General features: G+C 56.1%; 16 protein-coding genes. 6 read left to right on the top strand and 10 right to left on the bottom strand.

Annotation, left to right across the window (positions count from 1 at the left end; all coding sequences use genetic code 11):
* Positions 1-325: 325 nt before the first annotated feature.
* The 4 genes from HNI00_RS20900 to pilM form a co-directional block, all read right to left on the bottom strand.
* Positions 326-2,545, bottom strand: coding sequence for an AMIN domain-containing protein (locus HNI00_RS20900; protein ID WP_316789161.1), 2,220 nt, complete (start codon positions 2,543-2,545; stop codon positions 326-328).
* A 93-nt stretch (positions 2,546-2,638) separates the two neighbouring features.
* Entirely contained in the window at positions 2,639-3,460 is an 822-nt protein-coding gene (locus HNI00_RS20895; protein ID WP_316789159.1) for a hypothetical protein, read from the bottom strand.
* Positions 3,457-4,272, bottom strand: a complete 816-nt coding sequence (locus HNI00_RS20890; RefSeq protein ID WP_316789157.1) for a PilN domain-containing protein — start codon at positions 4,270-4,272, stop codon at positions 3,457-3,459. The genes HNI00_RS20895 and HNI00_RS20890 overlap by 4 nt, the downstream gene beginning before the upstream one ends.
* A gap of 1 nt (position 4,273) precedes the next feature.
* Positions 4,274-5,329, bottom strand: coding sequence for a type IV pilus assembly protein PilM (pilM, locus tag HNI00_RS20885; protein ID WP_390820242.1), 1,056 nt, complete (start codon positions 5,327-5,329; stop codon positions 4,274-4,276).
* A gap of 655 nt (positions 5,330-5,984) precedes the next feature.
* Here pilM and HNI00_RS20880 point away from each other — a divergent pair.
* The 3 genes from HNI00_RS20880 to HNI00_RS20870 all read left to right on the top strand — a co-directional run bounded on the left by HNI00_RS20880 (position 5,985) and on the right by HNI00_RS20870 (position 7,770).
* The gene (locus tag HNI00_RS20880; protein ID WP_316789154.1) at positions 5,985-6,176 is read left to right on the top strand and encodes a hypothetical protein; all 192 of its coding nucleotides are present in this window, start codon (positions 5,985-5,987) and stop codon (positions 6,174-6,176) included.
* The gene (locus tag HNI00_RS20875; protein WP_316789152.1) at positions 6,177-7,481 is read left to right on the top strand and encodes an ABC transporter substrate-binding protein; all 1,305 of its coding nucleotides are present in this window, start codon (positions 6,177-6,179) and stop codon (positions 7,479-7,481) included.
* Between the two features lie 172 nt (positions 7,482-7,653).
* Positions 7,654-7,770, top strand: coding sequence for a photosystem II protein Y (locus tag HNI00_RS20870; protein WP_172355203.1), 117 nt, complete (start codon positions 7,654-7,656; stop codon positions 7,768-7,770).
* Between the two features lie 262 nt (positions 7,771-8,032).
* On the opposite strand, the gene HNI00_RS20865 is transcribed toward HNI00_RS20870, so the two are convergent.
* Positions 8,033-8,881, bottom strand: a complete 849-nt coding sequence (locus HNI00_RS20865) for a tetratricopeptide repeat protein (protein WP_316789149.1) — start codon at positions 8,879-8,881, stop codon at positions 8,033-8,035.
* A gap of 475 nt (positions 8,882-9,356) precedes the next feature.
* Here HNI00_RS20865 and thyX point away from each other — a divergent pair, with 475 nt between their 5' ends.
* The 3 genes from thyX (at position 9,357) to HNI00_RS20850 (ending at position 11,435) form a co-directional block, all read left to right on the top strand.
* A complete protein-coding gene (gene thyX / locus HNI00_RS20860; protein ID WP_172355202.1) occupies positions 9,357-10,082 on the top strand; it encodes an FAD-dependent thymidylate synthase in 726 nt (241 codons plus the stop codon).
* Between the two features lie 215 nt (positions 10,083-10,297).
* Complete coding sequence (locus HNI00_RS20855) at positions 10,298-10,495, top strand: NAD(P)H dehydrogenase subunit NdhS (RefSeq protein WP_068516242.1); 198 nt, start codon at positions 10,298-10,300, stop codon at positions 10,493-10,495.
* Positions 10,496-10,754: 259 nt separating this feature from the next.
* The gene (locus HNI00_RS20850) at positions 10,755-11,435 is read left to right on the top strand and encodes an HAS-barrel domain-containing protein (protein WP_172355197.1); all 681 of its coding nucleotides are present in this window, start codon (positions 10,755-10,757) and stop codon (positions 11,433-11,435) included.
* Between the two features lie 16 nt (positions 11,436-11,451).
* Here HNI00_RS20850 and HNI00_RS20845 read toward each other — a convergent pair whose 3' ends face one another.
* From HNI00_RS20845 to HNI00_RS20825, 5 genes are all read right to left on the bottom strand, one after another.
* Entirely contained in the window at positions 11,452-12,024 is a 573-nt protein-coding gene (locus HNI00_RS20845) for a pilus assembly FimT family protein (RefSeq protein WP_316789146.1), read from the bottom strand.
* 68 nt (positions 12,025-12,092) lie between these two features.
* Positions 12,093-13,103 (bottom strand): PilW family protein, encoded by a 1,011-nt coding sequence (locus HNI00_RS20840; RefSeq protein ID WP_297080231.1) that lies wholly within the window; start codon positions 13,101-13,103, stop codon positions 12,093-12,095.
* Between the two features lie 194 nt (positions 13,104-13,297).
* Positions 13,298-14,101 carry a type II secretion system protein gene (locus tag HNI00_RS20835; RefSeq protein ID WP_316789142.1) on the bottom strand — a complete coding sequence of 268 codons (804 nt, stop codon included), beginning with the start codon at positions 14,099-14,101 and terminating at the stop codon, positions 13,298-13,300.
* A 17-nt stretch (positions 14,102-14,118) separates the two neighbouring features.
* Entirely contained in the window at positions 14,119-19,041 is a 4,923-nt protein-coding gene (gene hpsA / locus HNI00_RS20830; RefSeq protein ID WP_316789140.1) for a hormogonium polysaccharide biosynthesis protein HpsA, read from the bottom strand.
* Between the two features lie 938 nt (positions 19,042-19,979).
* Positions 19,980-22,109 (bottom strand): NAD(P)/FAD-dependent oxidoreductase, encoded by a 2,130-nt coding sequence (locus HNI00_RS20825; RefSeq protein ID WP_316789138.1) that lies wholly within the window; start codon positions 22,107-22,109, stop codon positions 19,980-19,982.
* Positions 22,110-22,442: the final 333 nt, after the last annotated feature.

The following is a 22,442-nucleotide window of genomic DNA, read 5'->3' as shown; positions in this document are numbered from 1 at the left end:
AAATCTCTCAAATCTCGCAGATGCAGCCAGAGCAGGTGCAATCTGAACAACTCTCATCTGGAGATCGAGTAGCTAGACGTAGATAGACTTCATCGGCTTCAGGAAGAAATCGCTGAAACCCTTGTCATCTCGAATTTTCAATGCCCTATTCTAAGGGCAACTCAGGGGTTCTGGATCGTTGAAACCTTTAATTTATGTGGATTTGAAGGATTTTTTTGGGTTTTTCATCCCGCAAATCGCTCGAAAGGCAGTCAAACCAATCCTGGAGGCGGGTTAGGGAACCGATGCACCCCCTCCAAACAAGCCGAAAACTCGGTGTTCACCGCTAGCGTCTCCCCCGCTCCAAAATCTGCTGGACATCGCGGCTGGGCACATAGCGATAGCCAAAGGTAGAGGTGTCCGAGTCGTCGATAATCTGCGGCGTAAGCATCACGATTACTTCCTGCCGCTGATTCTCTCGACGGGTGCTACGAAACAGTGCACCTAAAATGGGGATATCGCCTAAAATCGGCACTTTAGTCACTTCAGCACGATCTCGATCCTGAATAATGCCAGAGAGAATGAGAGTCTGACCATCTCGCACACGAATTATTCCTGATGATACGCGCCGCACAGCAAGCGGAATAATTTGAACTGTTGTTCCAAGTACTCTCACCTCTTGGGGAGGCAAAGGAGCGGAAATAGTTGGACCAACTGATAGGCTAACGAAGCCATTGTCGTCAATTCCTTCAACACGAACGTTTAGAACCAATCCAGCAGGCGTTCTCTCCAGAGTAACCGTTTGAGTTCGATCATTACCTGTACCTGATGTCTCTACTTCAAGATTCGTGATAACATCCTCTGTCAATTGAATTTGAGCCTCTTGCCCCTCTTGAACTACCAAAGTTGGGTCAGTCAGAATCTTCGCATTGCCACTTGTAATAGCAAAGCGCAGTTGAGCGAGAAAATTCCGTGTAAAGTCAAAGGCGTTTGTTGGCCGTCCCAACACCACCTCACTTGCTCTAGTAATCAATTCTGGACTGCTGATTACAGAAGCAGGAGTTCTACCCGTGTTACCGCCTGCCGATCCAAAGTTGACAATGATTTGTCCACTATCTTGAATGACACGAGTATCATCAATTCCAAAAGAAAAACTGGTTCCAGCACGATCAATCCCACGAAGGTTGATGTCAATAACACGGATGTTCACTGCAACCTGTCGTTGCCGAACGTCAAGTTGCGATAGTTGGGCTGTTGCAATTTCAATTTGCCGGGGCGTGCCCACCATCGTGATGGAGCGCGTCCGCTCGTCGCCAATCACCTGAAGTCCTCGCAGCAGCGGTGTTGCATCCTGGTAATCAACCCGTTGCACCTCGAGGCGATCTTCTTCAGTTGTCTGTACCTGAGTTGGTCCAGCAGCTTGGACACCAGCGGTAATGTCACCCCCCTGCACAGGTACAGCCGTTGCTGTGACCACCTGACGACGACGGCTGACGGCGGTTTCTGCGCCCAAGCCCACCAGGAAATTCAGCGCAGCGCCGACGCTGGCCTGGTTGAGCCGGAGGGTGCGCGATACGACGGAACGCGCGGAGTTGGGCAGGCGTGTGCCAACGAAGATGGTTCGTCCAACTAAATTGGCATCCAGCCCGCTGATCCGCAGCACGTAGTTAAACACGTTCTGCACGGGTTCGTTTTCGATGTCTAGCGAAATGCGAGCATCGGCGGCAGCAGAGGTCTCTTGGGCCGACTGGGCATCTACTCCTTCAGTTTGGGATGGTCGATCCAAATATGCTACGTTTAGCCCCGCAGCGCGACCCAGCAGCGACAGCACGTCCCGCACGGGCGCATCCCGCAGCACTAGGCGCGGCACGATCTCTGAAGTTCCCAGATCGATGACCGTGGGCGAAACATCGGTCGTAGCGACGGCAATATCCCCGACGGGTGGAGCCACTGCACGCGGCAGCAGCGGTGGCACCTGCCCTGGAAATGCGCCGGACGGGCTGACCGGGGTGCCATTGATCGAAACCTGCGGGTTGGGCACGAGTACCTGAGATGGCGGAATGGCGGGGTTAGACGGGAAGGTGCTTCCGCCGGGGAGTGTTGGCGGAGGAACCTGGGCAGAAGGGAAACTGGGCTGGCTAGGCAGGCTGCCGACCCCTGTGCCGTCAGCAGTTAGGCTAAATACAATGGCGGTGCCGTCTTGCCGCACCTGGTTGGCTGGGGGAGCCGCCGTACCCATGACCGCGACGCGCACGCTGTTGGGATCGAGTTGCGTCACCATGACGGAGCTAATGCCAGGGGCGGGGTTGTTTTGCAAATAGCCGTTGCCTTCGGGGAGACGCAGTTGAGCATTGGTGATATCGGCAACGAGGGTGTTGCCGCGATTGACGGCAAAGACTTGGGGGCGATCGCCATTTCGCGTTTGCAGCACCAACTCCATCCCAACGGCGGTTTGAAATACCTGTACACCCGTAATTTGGGTTGCAGCGGCTTGGGCTGGCTGGCTTGCCATCAGCACCACTGCACCACTCGTCACCAATCCAGCCAATCCAAGATGCGGTTTCACAGGTCACTCCTCCTTAACAAGCAGGCGAATTCTAAAGGATTAAGTCTTTGAGACAACAAAAGCAGGCATCAGCAGGGGGTAGTCCAGCAAACGCTACTGCGGGGGTGCGTTTGGGTCGGCAGCAGGCGCATTTGGATCAGCCGGGGGCGCAGGCGGGGCGGGCGGCTGGATCGGGGCAGGCATGAGCGCCTGCACCTGGAAACTGGTTCTCAGCCGAGGCTCCGTATCCTGATTGGGTAGCGGCCGCCCCTGTTGATTGAGCCGCAGCGTAGGCGGATCAGTTGGGGTAGAGCTAAAGTTCCGCAGCACAAGCAGCGGCTGCAAGCGCTCAATGTTGCGAATCACCGACTGCGCCTGAGCAAAGCTGCCCTCCATCTCCACGTTGTAGAGACGCTGGCGCAGCTTGTTGTTGACTGCAACGCCTAGAGAACCATCGGTCACTAGGTCACTGGGCTGACCATCCGGCCCAGCCGGGGGAGGCACCAGCTCAAACTTTGACAGGGTGGCTCGACGTTCGGGATCGGTAATGCGGGCATTTGCCGCCTGTACCCGCTCGTTCACGTCAATCAGCAGCGTATCCAGCCCTTCTTCATCGGCAAACAGCGCCAGCACATCAGCCCGGAGTTGCTCTGCCTCGGCTAGCTTGGCGCGGGCTGCTTCAATTTGCTGCTGCGCCTGCCCTTGGTTGACCAACTGCTGCTCTTTGGCGGCGATGTCTGCCCGCAGGGCAGCATTTTCTTCCCACTTGGGCAGCACAGCGTTAAACAGCAAATAGCCAGCGCCCAGTAGCCCCGCTAGCGCCAGCAAAATCCCATTCACGCGGGGCGTGAGCCGCATCCCAAAGACGACGGGATAATTCGGCTCTTCTAAAGCGCCGTACTCTTCTCCAGGAATGTAATCTCCACCCACGGTCATGGCGTTACAACCCCCAATTTGCGAAGCTGATCAATCCGAGCAGGCAAGCCTACCGATAGCGTGTTTTCCATATCTTGCAGCAGTTCAGAAGAGGGACGGGGCGTGAGTCCAGCGGTGATCTTGTACTGAACGACCTTGGGTAGCTGCACTTCCAATCCCTCAGGGCGATCGCCCTCACCCACAAACTCTGTCTGAATCGGGCTATCCACCAGCCGTGCATCCACTAGCTTCACCTCGCGGCTGTCCAAGAACGGCGACTGCTGAAGCAGCAGCATAAAGTCATTGGCTTCAGCAAAGGTACGGGCATTCCCCGAAATTTCCAATCGAGAAGGCGGCACCTCTGGGGGCGGCGGGGCCGGCTGGCTGGGGTCAGCGGGTGGAGGCGGCGGCGGAACAGCCTCCGGAGCCAACTGCGTCACGTTGGTCAACTGCACGCCCGCCGGAACCCGGCCGCGAATATCTTGCAAAATTGCCGACCAAGGGATAATCCGGTCAAAGACCTGAGCCAACGCCTGGTTCTCGGCATTCAGTTGTGCGACCTGAGCTTCGACATTTTGCACCTCCTGCATCGCCTGTTGCAGCGTTGCAAGCTGACTATCCAATTCTGCCTGTCGAGCCGTCAGCGAGGCCGTCTGGCTTTGCAAAAAGAGCCAGAACCCGCCCACTAGTGCCGGAAGCAGCACCCCGATCGCCGCCCCCACATACATCGGACGCGGATCGTCCTGCACAACGGCCCTGCGAGCAGCAACCCCACCCCCATCCGTCGGGCGCTCTATGCGGTCATTGAGAAAATTGACATCCAGACTATACATCTCACCACGCCTCCCGTAAGCCCAAGCCCAACACCACTCCTAGTCCCGGACGCTGCAACTCAGGAATTTCCTGATCGACCTCCAGCGACAGCGCCGAAATCGGATCGACCTGGCTGGCGGGCAGGCTGAGCCGCTGCGAGAAAAACTCGTCAAGCTGCCCAATGGCCCCGCCTGGCCCCGCCAGCAGCAGTTGAGCCACTTCCAGGTTGTCGCCTTGATTCAGATAAAAGTCGATGGAGCGACGCAACTCGTCTGCCAGTTCGCCCAACACTCGCAGCATCGCCGCCGTGCCAGGATTGGTTCCGGGGGCCTTGGGCGTGCCCATGCTGTCCATCGGGGCAATTGGCACCGTCATCCCCTGGAGCAATTCCGTGTTGCGCGAGGGGGGCAGGTTCATGGCGCGGCTCAGGGCAGATTGGATTTGGTAAGTGCCGATAGGAACTGTGCGGGAAAATTGGGGAACGCCATCCACCACAATGGAGATTTCAGTGTTTTCAAATTCAATATCGACAATGGCCGCCGCCTCTTGGGGCGTGAACTGGCGCAACTGCTCTCGGATCGTGCGAATTAGCGCAAAGCTGCTGATTTCCAAAACATCTACGTCTAGCCCAGCCTGCTGAAACGTTGTCAAATACGAGTCGGTCACTTCCTTGCGGGTGGCCACCAGCAGCACCTGCACCTTTTCGATGCCGTCTTCGTCTACAAAAAATCCGAGCTTTTGATAGTCCACATCCGCTTCTTCACGGGGGAAGGGCAGGTATAGCCCAGCTTCCTGGTTCAGCACCATTTCGCGTAGTTCCCGGTCATCTAGCTCAGCGGGAACTGGAATGATGCGGGTTACGGTGTCTCGGCCGCCCGGAATCGCGGTTGCGGCGTTCTTGACCTTGAGCTTGCTCTCACTCAGCACGGACTGAATGATTTCAGACATCGCGGCAGTGTCCAGGATTTGCCCTTCCTGGTAGATCCCCTCTGGCACCTCAGCCGAGGCCAGCGTGGTGAGCTGAAAGCCTTGCCCCTTTCGTTTCAGCCGGGCGACGTTGACGCGCTCAGGGGTCAATTCAATGCCGACACCCTTTGTTTTTTTTGAAAATAATCCCTTGACGTTGCTAAACACAGTTTTAGGAATGAGGGTGGAGAGGGTCAGTATGGAAAGTGCCTGCAAACTTAGACCGTATCAAACTGCAAAACTGTGTCCGAAAACGAACACAACCTGGACTATTAACTGAGACTAAGTTTGGAGATCCTGAACACACATGCTACCCAATTTAATTCAGAATCATGCAGCCGAACACAAGAATATAGGCCTTCAAGCTAAAAAACCGCAAAGATCGCCGATCAAGCCAGAGAAATGAGTCTAAGTACCCCAAGCAAGTTTCTCCTACAGCTTGCCCTCCATCGTTCAAACAGCAACGACTCACACAAACCGACACCCTGAATTGTCGAATCGGCTAACCCAAACCGACCTGCTGAACGAAATTTTTGAACCAAGCTGGCGATCGCCCGACAAAGGACACCAGCCCGCCTCCCAATCAACAGAGGAGAAATCTCCTGATGTAGCTACACTTAGCCAGCAATGGTACACGCAATTTAGAAAAATGGCACAGTTTATCTACAATTTGTGGAAAACTTGCGGAAACCCCAGGCTATATTTTGAGCAAAGGGTTAGGAAAAAACTGCCGGAACGCTTTCAGAGGGCTGTTTCTTGGGGTTCCATGCGTGATTTTTGCTGGGTTGGCAGGGGCGGCGGGGCAGATTCGGTACGCGGCGACGGGCGCTTTTGGCGATCGCACTCCCACCAGATCACCCTGCAATGGGCGATCGCCCAGGAACTTTGCTACGGTAGCGCAATCTACGATAGGGTGAGCAATGCAGCAATCGAAACCTGCTCTAAACCACTGCCCTGAATGACCATGTACCTACGACACCCCTGGCGAAAACCCTGGAAATCTTTGAGCCTGATGACCCTGTTTGGACTGGTTTTGACCTGGGTCATTAGCTGTAGCCCCGGCGCACCGCCAACCGCGCGATCGCCCGAAGTCGAGTTTTGGACCATGCAGCTCCAGCCGCAGTTCACCGACTACTTCAATGAATTGATTGCCCGGTTTGAGCAAGAAAACCCCGGCGTTAAGGTCAAGTGGGTAGACGTGCCCTGGGGCGACATGCAGAGCAAAATTCTAACAGCCGTTTCCGCAGGCACTGCGCCCGACGTGGTTAACCTCAACCCCGACTTTGCGGCCCAGCTAGCCGGACGCAACGCCTGGATGGCGCTCGATGACCAGGTGCCCGCCGAAGCCCGTCAGCAATATCTGCCTAAGATTTGGCAAGCGAACACGCTCGATGGCAAAACCTTTGGGCTGCCCTGGTATCTCACCACCAGCATCGCCATTTACAACCGGGATTTGCTCAATCAGGCCGGCGTGCAGCAGCCTCCGGCAAACTTTGCGGAACTGGCTCAGGTAGCTCGCCAAGTCAGAGAGCGCACAGGCAAGTACGCCACTTTTGTCACCTTTGTACCGACTGACTCGGCAGAAGTCCTGCAATCGCTGATTCAGATGGGCGTGTCGCTGGTAGACGACAGCGGCAAGGCCGCCTTCAATACGCCCGAAGGACGCGCCGCCTTCCAGTATTGGGTGGACCTATATAAGGAAGGTCTGCTGCCCCAAGAAGTGCTAACCCAGGGACACCGCCGCGCCATTGAGCTATATCAGGCTGGGGAAATCGCCATCTTAAACTCCGGCCCGCAGTTTTTGAAGACTGTGGAAACCAATGCACCGGCGATCGCCCAAGTCTCCGCTGTTGCGCCCCAAATCACCGGAGACACAGGCAAAACCAACGTCGCTGTGATGAACCTCGTCGTTCCCCGCAGCACTGATGTCCCCGAAGCTGCCGTCAAGTTTGCCCTGTTTGTCACCAATCCCGAAAACCAGCTTGCCTTTGCCAAAGCTGCAAACGTGCTGCCCTCTACGACGACCTCGCTGACCGATCCCTACTTCAGCACTGCCGCTGAAACGCCCGCCTCTGCGCTCGACACTGCCCGCGCCGTTAGTGCCCGCCAGATGCAGTCTGCCGAAGTGCTGCTGCCCCGCATGGAGGATATCAAGGAACTGCAAAAGATTATCTACGACCAACTTCAAGCCGCCATGCTGGGCGAAAAATCGGTCGATCAGGCCGTCAGCGATGCGGCCGCGACCTGGGATGCACGGTTATAAGGGGTGGCGATCCAGGAATAAACTGCGGGCAGTGGGCACTCAGGAATGGTCGAAGTTCTTAACATTTCGCAATCAAAACCTCGCCCAAACCCTAGCAATCTGCGTCAGTTCATCGCAAAATAGAAATCAAAGATGAGAGCCTTTCACAAAACTTATAGAGGAGGATATCGACATGGACTGGCGTGTTCTGATTGTGTTGTTGCCCGTGATTCTTGCTGGTAGCTGGGCGGTTTACAACATTGGCCAAGCTGCCCTCCGCCAAGTCAAAGCGTTCATGGCCAGCAAGTAAGCTTTGGCAAGTGAGCTTTAGCGAGTGAGCTTCAGACATAGGTTTCTGCTAGGAACCCATCTACACTTCGCTCTAAGCCTTGCTACATTCTTTGAATCACCCATTACTTTGAATCACCCATTAGAAGAGGTAGCTGCAAATTCTGAGGCAGTTGCCTCTTTTGCTTATGGCCACTTTTGTTGATCGTCTGGCTGGAATCGCCAGTTCAAAATCGCCAATCTAAAATCACTAATCCAGAATCCAAAATCGGGAATCTCCCCTGCTAACGCGGCACCTGCTGAAGTAGTTGGGCTGCGCTGTTGGCCCACTGGGCGTTGCCCTGAGAACTGTAGAGATCGCGGGCGTGCTGCAAGACGCGCTGGGCTTCGGCATAGTTTTGCTGCTGAAGAAACACCAGGCCTGCGCCATAGTAGGCATTGGCGTAGGTCGCATTGGCATCGGTCGAGCGGCGGAAGGCATTGAGGGCGCTGCCGAGGTCGCCCTGCTGCATGAGGACGGAACCCAGGCTGTAATAAGCTTCGGCGTAGCGGGGGTTGATGGCGATCGCCCGCTGAAAGGCCTGGGCTGCCAGCGCCAACTGCTGCTGATCTTGATACGTCAGCCCCAGGTAGTAGGACGGTTCTGGCGCGGTGGGCGTAAGCTGGGCGGCCCGCTGAAAGCTGGCGATCGCCGCTGCTGCATTGCCCCGTCGCCGCTGCACCAGTCCCAGGTTGTAATACGCCAGCCCCAGATTTGGATCAAGCTGCACCGCCCGCTGGAGATACTGATTGGCGATATCGAGATTGTTGCCCTCCAGCAGCGCTGCACCCAGGTTTGCAAAGGCCAGCGCAAAGCCAGGATCGGCCTGGGCAGCGCGATAAAACGACTCCGCCGACGCTTGAAGCTGTCCCGTTTGTCGCAGCGCCAGGCCCAGGTTATAGTGCGCGGGAGCCAGTTGCGGATTGACCTGCACGGCCTGCCGAAAGGCGGCGATCGCCCCTTCTACCTGCCCCGCCTGAATCAGTTGCAGTCCCCGGTTTAGCTCCGCAACCCCTGCTTCGGCCTGCGCGACGCGCTGCGGGATTTGCTGCGGAGCTTGGATGGAGCGCTGCGTAGGGCGCAGTTGTGCCACGGTCCCTGTGGGTGTTGCGGATGTTGCACTTGTGAATGCCGGATTTGGTGATTCCAAACCTCTAGACACTGCACCCATAGATGCTGCACCCATAGATGCTGTACCTGTAGATGCTGCACCCATAGATGCTGCACCCAGCCACAGCAAGCTGCCTAGAAAACAACCGATTGAGCCACAGGAAACACGCATAGTTAAAACTCTAAACAAAAAGCAGAAGGCACCCTAAAGGTTTTATCTCAAATCGTTCCGCCTAAAGGTATAGGCTTAGACCATACAAAGGGGATGTTCTCAGGATCACAGACAGGAGGGAACAGCCTTCATTAACCACGCTTTGGACTCAGCCTAAAAGGGCTAAAACCATCTTTTGGGTTAATCAAGCAGCACCCAGACAAAGCTTAAATCTTGACGGGGAACGCCCCTGAGCAGCCTGGTGCGATCGCCTATAATGCAGTTTTGATCAAGCATACACGCGCTCATGGATAAATATTTTCGGATCGAGCTGCTGGAGCAAACCCCCAACCCCCAGCGCCTCATCTGGCGGTCGGCTCACCAATGCGTTTGCGAGGGCCCGGCCATCGATGACCCCGCACCCGACGAAGAAAAAGCTGGGGAATATGCCGTGAAGCACCTGCTGGCGGGCGATCGCGGCCACTGGAGTCCGTTTGAAGCGCCGCAGATTTCGCTGAACGTCATCGGGTTTAATCATCGCACGATGCAGCAAATTACCCGCCACCGCGTCGGCGTGCATTTTTCGGTACAAAGCCTCCGCTATACTAGCGTCCGGTTTTGCGAGTTTGCCCAAAATCCTACCGTAGAAGACCTGGAATCGCTCGTGTATTTTCGTCCGGTTGGTGAGTATCGCGATCGCCAGGGCAAGCGCTACACCTACACCGAGGGCGATCGCCAGGCCGACATGGCTCTGGCCACCCAAATGCTCCAGCACTACGCCCGCAAGATAGATGCAGGCTATTCCGAAGAACATGCTGCGGGGCTGCTGCCGATGGACACGCGCCAGCACTGGGTCATGAGCTTCAACGTGCGATCGCTCTGTCATCTGCTCGACCTGCGCTCCAAAGCCGATGCCCAACTCGAAATTCGCCAGCTCTGCGAACTGGTCTGGCCCCATTTTGAAGCCTGGGTTCCGGCGATCGCCCACTGGTACAAAACCAACCGCTGGGGCAAAGCCAAGCTCTCACCCTGAGGATTTCCTAATCGCAACGATTACGATTTCAAACTACGTTTGAAGGACAGAATCCTTTACCCTGAGTATCAGACGGTTCACTTGAAGAGTATTCGCCGTAAACTGCTAACAGGTGTCTGACGGTTGCCTCATGGTTCCTAACCGTTGCCCAACCGTTGCCTAATCGTTGACAGTTTGCCCACTGTATCGCGTTTGACTGGGGATTTTTTACGATGCTGATTTTGCCAGGTTCTGCGGTTCGCGTAACAAATGTGGATGACACTTACTATGGCTTTCAAGGCTTGGTGCAGCGCATCAGCGATGGCAAAGCAGCGGTGCTGTTTGAAGGCGGAAACTGGGACAAGCTCATCACCTTTCGCCTGTCGGAACTGGAGCTCGTAGACGCAACAGCAGGCCGCAAAAAAGGGAAATAGGCGCAACGTTCTAGATCGCAATGTTCTAGGTAGGATTTTGCACAGAAACAGTGCAGATAATGAGGCGAACGCTGCTCAAATCCTGGATAAACTTGTACAAACTCGCCTAAAAAAGTGCATTTGTACGCTAGTTGCGGTATGAATGAGAAAGGTTCTGGACGCAAGTTTGAAACTCAAGTTTGAAACTCAGGCTTGAAACTCAAGTTTGAAACTTAAGTCCAGATCGTTCGTTCATGCTTGAACTCTGGATGGTTGACCGATGCGCCTGCCGCTGCCGGATGCTGCTCACCAAACGCGATCGCCCGATTACCTAGCCGAAGTCATCGAAACCGCCACCACGGAGTTTCTGGCCCAATGCCTGGAGCCAGATGATTTGAACTTTGCCGTGATGCCGCCCTTCGGCAGTTGGGTCAAGTCCAGCGACGAAGAATCGGGCAATCAAATCTATGCGGTGGTCTATCACGCCACCACCAGTCCCATCGATTCTGTCCACCGGGCGCGGGCGCTGGGCCTGTCGCTCGCCGACCTGCGAGAGCAGCAGCCGCAAATCTTTGCCATGCTGAAAACGGAGTTTCGGGCGGCGATCGTTGGCTTTCGTCCCCGCGCTTCCGGTCGCAATGGCAAGACCCGCCTCAGCGAGACGGTCTATCAGCATTTGCCGCCACGCCCGCCCCAGATTCACCAAGCGGTCTATGCCTGCACGCCAGCAGAAATCATCCACTTCAGCGAACAGTTCGACTTTTTGCGGACGCTGCTGCAAGTGAGCAATGCCCCCGTCGAAGCGCTGATCGCCGCCGCCATCCGCGATATTTACCAACTGCGAAAGGGCGATCGCCCTTGGCTAGTGCAAGCCGGCCGCAGCCTCAGCCAAATCTTAAAAGACGACTACGATCGCCTGCGGATTATCCTCAGCCAGATCTATCTGCAACCCGCAGAGTAATGGGGTGATAGGCTCATTAAGAGCAGCCATTCTCGCCCTGATTGGCCGTCCGCATTGCGCCCAATAGCGTCTCAATCACCACACAACGCCGCACCCCTCCGGTCGCGGGCACCGACAGCGTAATCACAATCGGCAAGTTGGTGGCAGGCGTAATGTCCTGAGGGCCAGCAATAGGGCCACCCGTAGTTCCAAACGTAATGGTAGTTGCAGCAGTAGGAGTAACCGTCATCCCAACACTACCCTGGCCAATCCTCCGGACTTCGCTCAACACATTAATGGTCGGGTTTGCCCCTGTATTCAGGGTCACCTGCTTGGGATAGCGCGTCCGAATGGCTTCGTCCTGCGCCTGACGGAGGGCTTGCAGCACGTCATTAGTAGCGTTGCCCAATCGCTGACGATTCAGCAGGGCCACCCAACTGGGAGCTGCGATCGCCGCCAAAACAGATATCAGCACCACCACCACGATGACTTCGGTCAGAGTAAACCCTGCTGCTGCTTGATTATTAGATTTATTGGGTTTATCGGGTTTATCTGATCCAACCTGGGCTGAGGGCGATCGCCCAAAAGACCGCTGCAAAAACCAATTCATCACGCGCCTCCTGAGACTGGGATACCGCTCACACTGAACCGAACTGAGAAAGCAGAACAAACCTTGCGCTAGGGCCCCGCACCAGACGGATTCCGCTCCAGCACAGCACGACCCAACACGCGCGTTTGCAATGTCGTTGTAAACTCGCGGTCTGAATTAATGCCTGGTCGCCCAAAGGCATTCCCCCGAATAAACAGCGAAACGTCTCGGAATTGGCTGGTCAACGTTTCATTCGTCACACAGGCATACAGCCCGCCCCGGTAGGTTGTAGCCGCCGTTTCTGGAGAAATGTTATATCCAGTTGGACAGTTCGGCGCAGGCACACCCAGCGCATTCGCCGCTTGCCCATCATCCACAAAATCCACCAGAACGGCCCAATTGCCCCCAAGTGCTTCTCCAGTAGCGGGCTGCCACGAAGCAAACGAGCCACTGGCTGGAGCCGTATAGCCCCCTGTTTTACTCCAGTTCGCGCCCGAACCTGTAAACTCCGGCAGCACATACCGCACAATTCGCGCCCGCCCCCGCCAAATTCCTGTGTTGCTCGTCGTCAGTGCATACACAATCAAAGAATAGGAACTACCCGTAACGCAGGGCACTGGATAATTGCCTGCCACAACCTGGGTAGTTCGGCAGCGCTCCCGCAGCGCGTTGGGCAAGGGATCTTGCTTCCAAAAGCCGATAACGGGTGTGCTGTTGGCAGGCAGTACGCCATTCAGCGCATTTTGCAACCCAGGGCAGCCCGGCTCCGGAGGCACAGCAGCCGGATTGGCCGCAATACCCGCGCCCAAACAGCGTCCGCGATAGACAAACGCTGCCTCGCGCAGTTCCGCAGAAATGTAATCCAGGGCTTGCTGCATTTCTCGCTGGGTTTCCGAGCGAGATGCCTCGCGCTGATCGGCGGTCAGCAGTTCCACCACCAGATACATCAGCCCCGAAACGATAATGCTGCTGATAATCGCGACAACGAGCAGTTCTGAGATCGTGAAACCTGCCGTCGAAGCCGCTGGAGAACTTCGCCGCCGCTTCAACAACCCCCTAATCCCTGCTGCCAGACGCTCCCCCATCCCCGTTTTAGCCATAGTCGCTGCTCTTCTCAAGATGTTCGCCAGATGTTCGCCAGATGCTCGCTAGATACTTGTCGGATATTTGCGACAAGTCGCGCGGCATTCACATAACCTTCGATTCAGTAGACGGACTAATCGACTCAAGGAACTAGCCAAATCCCATCACCAGGTTCACATCTCCCAAAGTAGCCCTTGAAGTGCGCCATGCATCAGGGACAAGGCGTGCCGCCCTGCTGATGAAGCTGACAAAGCGTCGTTCCTTGATCGCTCCAGGTCATGCGCGGATACAGCGCCACCAGCGGACGTACCCGCTGACTGCCCGTGCCAGAGGTGATGTTGAGTGCCGCAGGCTGCACCGGAGTCGTCATGCTGCCAAAGTTGTCTCGAGCAATGGCTGAGTAGACGCGAACGCCGAGGATGAAGCTGTTTTGCCTTGTGCCGCCGGGAGCAGTGTCGTTGGGGTTGACGCTGCGAAATACCTGCATATAAAACTCGGGCGCACAGGGGTCGCCGTTCAGCGTAATGCCGTCGATATCTATCGGGATAGCTTGGAGTGCGCCTACCCCAGAGCCAGTGTATTGATTGGCCAAGCCCGTATTGACACATTTCCGCACACCCGCAACCCCTGTTGGCGGGCCAACGTTTGCGCCGTTTGTGAATGCCCCTGCTGAGGCAGGCAGATTTGTGGCGTTGTGTCGGCCGCTGGCAACCAGCGCTTGGATACGATCGATCTCGTCTTGGGCGATTTGAAACGCTTGCTCAGCGCGACGGTTCTGCGCCCGCGAGGCAGACGCAATGAATAAAGGCGGCAAGATCAGCGTCGCGGTTACGGCAATAATCGCAATGCCGACCAGACATTCCAGCAAAGTCACGCCTGCCTCGGACGAGCGGTTCGAGCCGGACAAGGACTGAAGCCGTCGGCCGCACTGGCTCAACGCCTTGACAAGAACGCGGCTCTTTGCATTTGTTCTCTCAGAGTCAAGCGTTGGAGAGTTCGCAGTTGAGAATTTCATGGTGATTGACCTCTCAATTACGCAGGACACGGACGACGGTTAGCAGCGGGCAACGCGCCCTGAATTGCGCCGCAAAGCTGCCGAATATAGGGGTCGTTGGCAGGTGGTTCGCTATAGAACTCGCTGCGGATCGAGCGAACGGTGACAAATCGCTGGGCGATTGGCCCCGCTGGCGCAAGCTGTAGACCCACGTCATACCCCCAGCGTCGTAGCGGCGGCACGTAATAGCGAATTGCCTCATTGACCACTGGGTTTGTCCCCACTTCCCAGGCATCCTGGTCAAAGGGAGCCGTCGCTTGCTGACTAAAGCTCAGTTGGAGCAGCGAACCCGAAATGAACAGCGGCGAGTTGTTTGTCCAGTCTTCATTAAATCGAGGGAAGTTGTGCAATCCGCCGTAGGACTGGTTTGCGCGAGAGGGAACTAGACCACTGATAATAATGGAGTTTACTCGTGTATTTGGCAGCGCTGGAATCAGAGGACGGTTATCCGTAATCGGATAGTAGGCTCCCAGGTAGCGAGGGTTCGCAGTGACCCCCAGAACAGCACGAAGAGGGACTCCCTGCGGATGGACAATGATGGGAGAGTCACCTTCTTGGGGCTTTAGCGTTGCTGTTGCCAACGTTCTGAACATGCTGTCCGCGTAATTGGTTCGCATCCAGCGTGCGGTCGGGTTACCGTTCTGATCTCGAACAACGTCGAGCGTATTGGGTGCGGCAGCAGTCGTGCCCGTGGCAAACGCAGCAGAGGCAGGTCCTGCATCGCTAGGACGCGAGAAATTTAGATAGGTCGTGCGATCGCCATTTCCCTGACAGCCGTATCGAGCAGAGGTCGCACCTACTCTTACACCATTGCGTGCATCAGCTAGGGTTGCAGCTTGCCCGACTCCAACGGTCAGGAAGACATCCTGCATACTGCCGTCGCAGGAGTTGTCCGACAGAATCGTGATCGCGTCTGCAAGAACTTCGCTGGGTCGCCACAAATCTCCGGCACGGGCAAAGTTGGTATCAATTTGAGCCAGGGTGCGGTTGTGGAAGTTGGCGTATCGCTGCTGTGCGTCGTAAGTCAACAGGTTCGTAAACTCTTGAAGTTCAGTTCCAGCAGCATTTTGGTGCAGGTTGAAGTTGCCCTGGATGTAAACCGGGTTATCAGAGATAAAGGACAAGCCACGCCCGTTATCTCCAGGACGATCAAGCCGAGAGCCGTTCTTGAGACGGAACCCGTTTGGACGACGATCCGGGTCGGGGTAGTAGTCCACCGGTTTCGGCGTCACACCGTTGTTTTCATTTAAGGGCGGGTCAGTTGATCTGAACGCATCCACATTCCCTGTGTTCATCCGACAAGTTGCGTCTGTTCGTAGGTTCTGTTCAGAGTCGCAGCTTGGCCAGTCTGCCGGGGACGGACGGACGATGGTAGCCTCAGAGACAGCATCTTCGCGGAAGGCGTAGACAATCCCTGTGACAGGTAGCCAGCGATCGCTCGTCAGTCCGTTTGTAGCCCGACGCAGCAAATCTAGATTCACGTCTAGCACGCGCACGCTGAGCAGTTCACGGCCGTTCATCAAGGCAGCATCTTTGAAGCCAACGCGGCGGAAAGTGCCATTGGTGGGGCTACCTCCCAAGCTATAGCGAGAGCAATTCTCTGTGATACAGACCTTAATCAGAGTGTCGCGGTTGTTATTTGGGGTTAATTCGGCCGTGCTGCCCGCAGGAGCCGCCGTCAGGTTTTCAAACGGCAGCACCCAGCTTGCAGCAGGACGAGGCAGCAGGCGCACTGCTTCCGGACGCACCGGCTGATAGGTGACGCTGGCATTGCGAGCTAGCAGATAGGCATCGTTTGCCGCATCAGCTTGGTCACGGGCAACAGTGCCACCGCCGTTTGCTAGCGGGCCTGCGGCATCCGGGTGAGCGCCCGTGCCGGTATCCAGCGCCCCCCCCAGCGTGGGAAACAGGTTATAGAGCGAAGGATAGAAGGGGCGATTAGAGCAGAGATACTTGATGGAATCACCAGAGTTGACACCATTGTTGGCCCACATCTCGCGGCAAGTTTTGCCATCGCCATAGAAGCCTGCAACCTGCACCGCCCCTCCAGGCGCGCGGGAAGCGTAGGTTTCCGCTGAGTCAGCCAGGTTATCGTAGCCAAAGAAACCCCACTGGCGATCGCGCGCGACCTGCTCTTTGGAAATGATCATCTGAGCCAGTCGGATGTAGTTGTTCATCTGGTCAGCCGTCAGGGTTCCACCGCCATTGGGGAAACTGTAGGGCGTTCCAGATGCAACAATCTGATCGCGCCACTGCTGCATCAGGGCAATGACGGTTTCGGGCGATCGCGGACGTTCAATAGCACCTCGGTCCTTCACCATAATGCCAAAGTCGTTGCTATTGGCTGCCGAAAGCGGGCCAAAGGGGCTGACTCCGCGATCGAGGGCGCGAATGACACCCCGAAGCCCTGCGTAGAACTGGGCAGACAAAGCTGGATTGGTGAAGGCCGTGTTTTCGTCTGCCTGAGTTGCATAGGCATTCCCCAGAGGCACCCCCGCCGCATTCGGATCAAATTTTTCCAAATAGTCCAGCTGATAGGCCAGCATCCCCATCGTGCAGGCAGAGGTATAGAGCGTAGACTTATCCGCTGGGCTGAGGTTCGCAAAAGACGTACCTGCCGCCATCCGAGCAATGACTCGACGCAGGATTGAGAAGTCGCCCCACATCGAGAACCAGGGGTAGGGGTGAACCTGCTGATCTTGAACAGGCGTGAAGGATGGTGCGCCGCCGCGCGGATCGCCCGCGAAGTTGGCTAGGTTTTGCAGCGCCAGCATGGTTGGCGTATTTAGCGCACTGAACGCATTGGCAGGCGGGAGGTTGTATTCCCATCCATTGGTTCCACGTCCCCGCAAAAAGTCAGAAATGACTGAACCTGGGGTGTTATACGGCGCTGAAAACCCGCCTTCTATATTGAGCGCCAGGTTCTCGAAGGTGGCACTGCGGTCGAGCGTGCCTGCCGTGCCAGGGTGAACCGTGAGAGCAAGACAGGCCGCAGGGCGATCGCGGTCGGCGGAGGTTTCTGCTGTGTCCCGATGGTAGATCGCGGCCCCCTGTACAGCGGGAAGGTTGTCGTAGAGCGATCGCCGCTGCCGAGCTTCATTACAGCGGTTTGCATTGTTCGTCAAGCAACCTGGCCAGGGCTTCAGGGGTTCATGAATCGCCGTGTCCCTGGGGAACGGGCCACCCCAGCCTGCGGCATCCCCCAGTTCCAAGCGCTGCCCGACGATGATCCGCATTCCTTCGTTGCGGGCGCGGCGTTCCCAATAGCCATCCAGACCCACCGCACTTTCATCCTGCCCAACGCCGGGCGTATTGCCGACGAGTCGAGTTTGGGTGGTAGGAATTTGCTCCCCAATCAGACCTGGGATTGAAGTCGCTGGGTCGTCTTCGCGTCCGCCATAGGTCGGCTTGGGCCCATAGCGGTCATCAGCGCGGTAGGAATCGTCTACGTAGGGCGGGTTCTCCTGCGGCGGCTGAATCAATCGTCCCTGACCGTTTCGATTGAGGACTGTACCTGCCCAGCCAGGACGCGAAGCCGTGGGGTTTGCCAAGCCCCTTGAGGCAGACCGAGCCTCAGTCTGCAAAATAACTGGGTCTAGCGCGTAGTCTACGGGTGTGTTATTTCCCAAGTTGACCGAGTGCGTCCCTGGGGTGAGGTTTGCGTTGCTGGGGTTAATCCCATAGCCCTCATAAAGCTCAAATGTTGAGTTGTCGTCATTAAGGCTGCTGTTGTTGTTCAGCTTCGCAGCTAGGAATTGCCCTCGAAAATCGATTTGCCCCGCAGCGTTTTTGGTTTCTACCGTACTCACCTCCGAGGCATCGGCGCTGTAGAGGCATGAAAACCGAGAGCTAATCATGTAGCTCCGGAAACTACCGTTGCCAATGATGATGTTGCCTTCGGAGTGCATCGCGCCGTTCCAGTTAAACGCAGGACCAGGGAAGATCTCCAGGTCGTTGCGGAACCAAGCTCCCCATTTGTTACCCTGCTCCACTGTGCGGTCTTGCTGAAACTCCAGCGCTGCCACAGGTCGGTTGGGCGTATTGGGCTGGACATATACGTCAACCTGGAAGTTTTTCCGCAGCAGAGAGGTATTGTTGCCATCCGGTAGCCAGCCCCGTCCAACACCGTCAGCAGTTGCGGCGACGGCTCCGGTAGAGCAGGCATTATTTTGAGAACTGTTGTTGCTCAGGGGGCCGTTGCGAACCTCCTGGCGACGTGCCCGCCCTGGGTTTGTGCCACTGCCGCGAATCGCGGTGTCACTGGTGTCCTGAATATTGTTCAGGTCGGTTTTGTAGAGAATCGAGTAGGCGACCGTTGCGTCGTTTGTGCCGTCGCCATCGGTGTCGGTGGGATAGCGCCACGCATTGTCCACAATGCCGTCTCCGTCCAGGTCAATGCGCGTTTCACCTGGCAGTGTGTAGGGGTCAAAGGTCGGGTTCGCCAAGCTGGAAGGATGGCGGGGAACCGTGACAGTCGTTCCGGGAACGACTGTACCTGTGTTTAGCATCATCCCCAGCAGCCAAGTTTCCGATGGAATACCACTGGGGAAGCGGGGGTCGCGGCGGGGGTCAAACAAATATTCTAGCTTTGCCTTAGCACGGTCAATCGTGGGCGTGGCGGTGTTATAAACGACGCGCTGCTGCCGTTCTCCAATCGTCTGCACCGTGCGCGTGTAGGTGCGGTAGCCAATCGAGCCAACCGTCAACAGCACCACCAGCAGCAGCAAAATAGTTGTTGGCAGCACAAAGCCAGCCTTGGCTGAAGCGCGATTTAGGCTGAGCCAGTTGTGAAATAGCCAGAGGACACTGCGCCGAATGCCTCGCTGGATACGCTGGGTGACGGCACGATGAACCTGATTCAAGCCGCTGTGGATGGCCCTGGTGAACTTGCGGGTTGACATAGCTGCCTTCCTCTTACCTTCCTTGTGGGACGGGTTGGTAGATAAACGTTGGGATTTACGAAACGGGATTGACTGCGCCTAAGCCGAGGACGACAGGAACAGAGACGCTGCCGTGGAGAAATCGGATGAGGGAAGCAATTCAGGGAAACACTCTGGGGGAGACGCACTCTCTAGGAAACGCTGACTCTAGGGACACGCTGGGTGCTGGGAAAAGCTGGATGGGCGATCGCCCCTGACCCCACCCCAAGCCCAAAGCAGTAGCTTAGAAAACAACTCAAGAAACCACAGTGTTAACAATTGAACAGCGCAAAATCAACAGGGAAAACACGAAAATTTGCTAATGCGGGCAAGAATGACCATCAGTACAGATCTCTAAAGCCAGTTATGAATGACACTAGGTATCAGTGATATCAGAGTTTAATATATCAAATCAACCGTGTTAAGGAATGTGGCCGCAGAAACCTCCAAACTTGTCTGGGCAGCTTGCACAAGTTAATTGCACCAATTGCATGAGCTATGCACAAGCTAATTGCACAGCGAAACTGCACGAGTAGAGCTTGCCAGTAGAGCTTGTTTAGTGAGCTTTTGGGAACAGCAGCAGAACTGGTTTCAAACTTCTTTTGAAAACGCCAAGACACCAAATGCAGGTCGCGCAATTTCCCTTTTACAAAGGGTTTGGGACTGCATTTGAGCTAGCTTAGCAAGCAAAAGAGTACCCTCCTAAGGGTAAAAAACGATCAGCCTGGGAAGGGAAATTTAAGAGCCGCTCAGCTTGCTAGGCAATGTCTTAAAACTTTCTAGGTCGTTGATTGCCTTGAGTCGATCCCCCTTAAATCCCCCTTAATAAGGGTCGGTTCGGCTCGGTTCCCCCCTTTTTTAAGGGGGGCGAGGGGGGATCAAAGGGCTTCAAAACACGCCCTTGACTACCGAAACAGTATCTAGGATCTCGGCTCTACTGGCGTTTTGAGAGAAAGCGGGGGGGCACTGGATGCAGACGCAGCAGCGCCAGAGGGCGGCGGGGGTTGCCCCATCCCATAGGTGAGTGCATAGCTCCGGGCGAGTAGCCACAGCCACAGCGACGGATAGCGTGGCTCCAGCCAGGGCTGGATCTGGCGGGCAAACCCCGGTAGCCATTGAAATAGCCAGCTCAGGAGTGCAGCTAGCGTAAAGCTGAGATAGCTGCCGACCCAGCGCAGCAGATCTGCCGGGCCCGCCAATTCCCAAATCCACAGCAGCAGTGCGGGATTAGTGCGAGCTGCTTTAAGCGCCATGCGGTTAAATGGCACCCAACCCGCACGGTCTTTGATAAAGCGATCGCTCACTTGGGGATCTTCGTCTGCCAGGATGCCAAAGAACGTGTTGAGCATGGCATTGACCCGCTGCGGCGCGACCCATTTCCCAGTCGGCACCATCATGCCTTTGGAAAACAGCCAGGTGACGGCGATGTTGCTCTGGAAGGCGCGAATTTGCTCCAGGTGGGAGGCTTGCAGCAGATCATGGCGCAGGGCAGTGTCGAGCAAGTCCGTGAGCCGGGGCAAGTTTCGCACGAGCGATCCGAAGCCCGTGAACACCAGCGGCGACTGGAGCGACGCTGCATCGCCAATGGCAATCAGGCGGTCGAAGGCCACGCGGCGATCGCTCTTGATTCCGCTGAAATGGCCTGGAATGTAGCCAAACGTAGCCTTCCGCCAGGTCAGCTTATCCAGATCGCAGCGGCGATACTCTGGCAGGATGGCGAAGAAATCCTCGTACATTTCCAGCAGAGAGCCGGGGTTGTCAGGATGCACTTGGTGGTAGTGGAACAGATAGAAAGTCAGTTCTTCCCCGCGCCCCGGAAACAGTTCCCAAATCAACTGTCGCCCGCGGGAAATGTCGCCGTGGCTAAACAGCACATCGCCATAGCGGGCATCCCATACGCCTGGTTCAAAGCCGCGCTCGACCACCGCGCCCACCGTGGGACATACGCTGTCAAACGTGCGATCGCCATTCAGTTGCCACGCGATGGGGGAAGCCGTGCCCATTGCGTCTACCAGCAGCCGCCCAGTTGCCACGCGGGATGTGCCCGTTGGCAACTGCTTTGCATAAACCGTCACGCCACCAGGCGCAACGTCCACCCGCTCAAACTCGGTTTCATCCCAGATTTCGCCACCCGCCGCCCGCAGCTTGTCGCCACAGATCTTTAGCAGCTTTTCTGCATCAATGCCCACATTCAAAACCGTCGGCGTATGCAGCACGGGCGCTTTTGCCTGGGGCGGATTGTTGGCATCAAAGAACTTGCTAAAGCCGTCTATATACTCCCGCGCAATTACGCCCTCAAACTCGGCCGGTGTGAACAGTTCCAGGTCGATCAGGCTTTGAAACTCGGCCCGCGAAATATTCCACTCGCGGTTCATCCGGCCAAAGGGCAGCCGCTCGATCAGCAGCACCCGATAGCCGCGTCGCGCCATCACCGCTGCGTGAATAATGCCCAGCGCTCCGCCGATGTAAATCAGGTCGTAGGCAGGTTGCGTCCCTGTATCTTCGACTGCTTCCACCGCAAACACGACCTGCTTGGGCTGCTGGGGATTTCGCACGCTCTCGCGCCAGCGCTGCTCCCACCAGTAGACCCGGTTCAAGTCGTACTCCCCATTCGGAATGCGCTGAAAGTATTTCACCGTCTGGGGATAGTGGGGCGCTAGTGCCTCAAAGATAGATTGATGAGACAGGTCAACCTGCGGCGGCGCGGGGTAGCGCTGGGGAAACTGGACCTGGAGCGCCTGGGTCAACTGCTGCAAAACAGTTCTCTCTCCAGGAAAGGGGCGATCGCCCCAGCGAAACACCTTGAGATACGTTGTGCGCTGCACCGACCAGACAAACCCAGACAGCACTGGCGCGTCGAGGAAGTCATCTCCTAAGTTGCCGCTGGAACCGCTTCTGGCGACAGTTTCCGCCGTGATCAGGAAACCATCGGGGGTGGCAGTGGTATTGCCGACGGCGGGCTGAAACTGGTGCTGAAGCCAGCGACGCACGGCATCCAGGTCAGGCGTAGGCACCTCTAAGTAAAGTAGCTCTGTTAAAGAATCTTTCATCCGATGACGTTGATAACGGCTGGCGAATTCACTGGGCAAGCTCACTGGGCAAGCTCACTGGGCAAGCTCACTGGGCAAGCTTACTGGGCAAGTTCATTGGGCGAATTCACTGGGCAAGTTCATTAAGGAGACAGAGTTGACAGAATTGAAAATTGCGCTACACTTCACCAATACAACAGAATACTTGAAGAAAGTTTAAGACTTCTCATTTTACCTTTTGACCCACCAGCCATTTAAGGTTTCACGTCATCTAGCTTCTAAGCTCTGAGAGCCTCAACTCTGAGAACTTCAAGCCTGAGAGCGTGTCTTTTGATTAACTGGGGCATTTCTGCC

Origin of the sequence: Thermoleptolyngbya oregonensis NK1-22 (assembly GCF_032705245.1) — a bacterium.
Classification (GTDB): domain Bacteria; phylum Cyanobacteriota; class Cyanobacteriia; order Elainellales; family Elainellaceae; genus Thermoleptolyngbya; species Thermoleptolyngbya sichuanensis.
The sequence above is the reverse complement of the archived record's forward strand: the minus strand, read 5'-3'. Positions and strand labels throughout refer to the sequence as shown.

Excerpts from the sequence above, each read along its gene's own strand:
- HNI00_RS20840 (WP_297080231.1), bottom strand. The coding sequence starts at position 13,103 with ATGGCTAAAACGGGGATGGGGGAGCGTCTGGCAGCAGGGATTAGGGGG.
- HNI00_RS20850 (WP_172355197.1), top strand. The coding sequence starts at position 10,755 with ATGCGCCTGCCGCTGCCGGATGCTGCTCACCAAACGCGATCGCCCGAT.
- HNI00_RS20895 (WP_316789159.1), bottom strand. The coding sequence starts at position 3,460 with ATGACCGTGGGTGGAGATTACATTCCTGGAGAAGAGTACGGCGCTTTA.
- HNI00_RS20875 (WP_316789152.1), top strand. The coding sequence starts at position 6,177 with ATGACCATGTACCTACGACACCCCTGGCGAAAACCCTGGAAATCTTTG.
- thyX (WP_172355202.1), top strand. The coding sequence starts at position 9,357 with ATGGATAAATATTTTCGGATCGAGCTGCTGGAGCAAACCCCCAACCCC.
- HNI00_RS20880 (WP_316789154.1), top strand. The coding sequence starts at position 5,985 with ATGCGTGATTTTTGCTGGGTTGGCAGGGGCGGCGGGGCAGATTCGGTA.
- HNI00_RS20835 (WP_316789142.1), bottom strand. The coding sequence starts at position 14,101 with ATGAAATTCTCAACTGCGAACTCTCCAACGCTTGACTCTGAGAGAACA.
- HNI00_RS20870 (WP_172355203.1), top strand. The coding sequence starts at position 7,654 with ATGGACTGGCGTGTTCTGATTGTGTTGTTGCCCGTGATTCTTGCTGGT.
- HNI00_RS20825 (WP_316789138.1), bottom strand. The coding sequence starts at position 22,109 with ATGAAAGATTCTTTAACAGAGCTACTTTACTTAGAGGTGCCTACGCCT.
- HNI00_RS20890 (WP_316789157.1), bottom strand. The coding sequence starts at position 4,272 with ATGTATAGTCTGGATGTCAATTTTCTCAATGACCGCATAGAGCGCCCG.
- hpsA (WP_316789140.1), bottom strand. The coding sequence starts at position 19,041 with ATGTCAACCCGCAAGTTCACCAGGGCCATCCACAGCGGCTTGAATCAG.
- HNI00_RS20845 (WP_316789146.1), bottom strand. The coding sequence starts at position 12,024 with ATGAATTGGTTTTTGCAGCGGTCTTTTGGGCGATCGCCCTCAGCCCAG.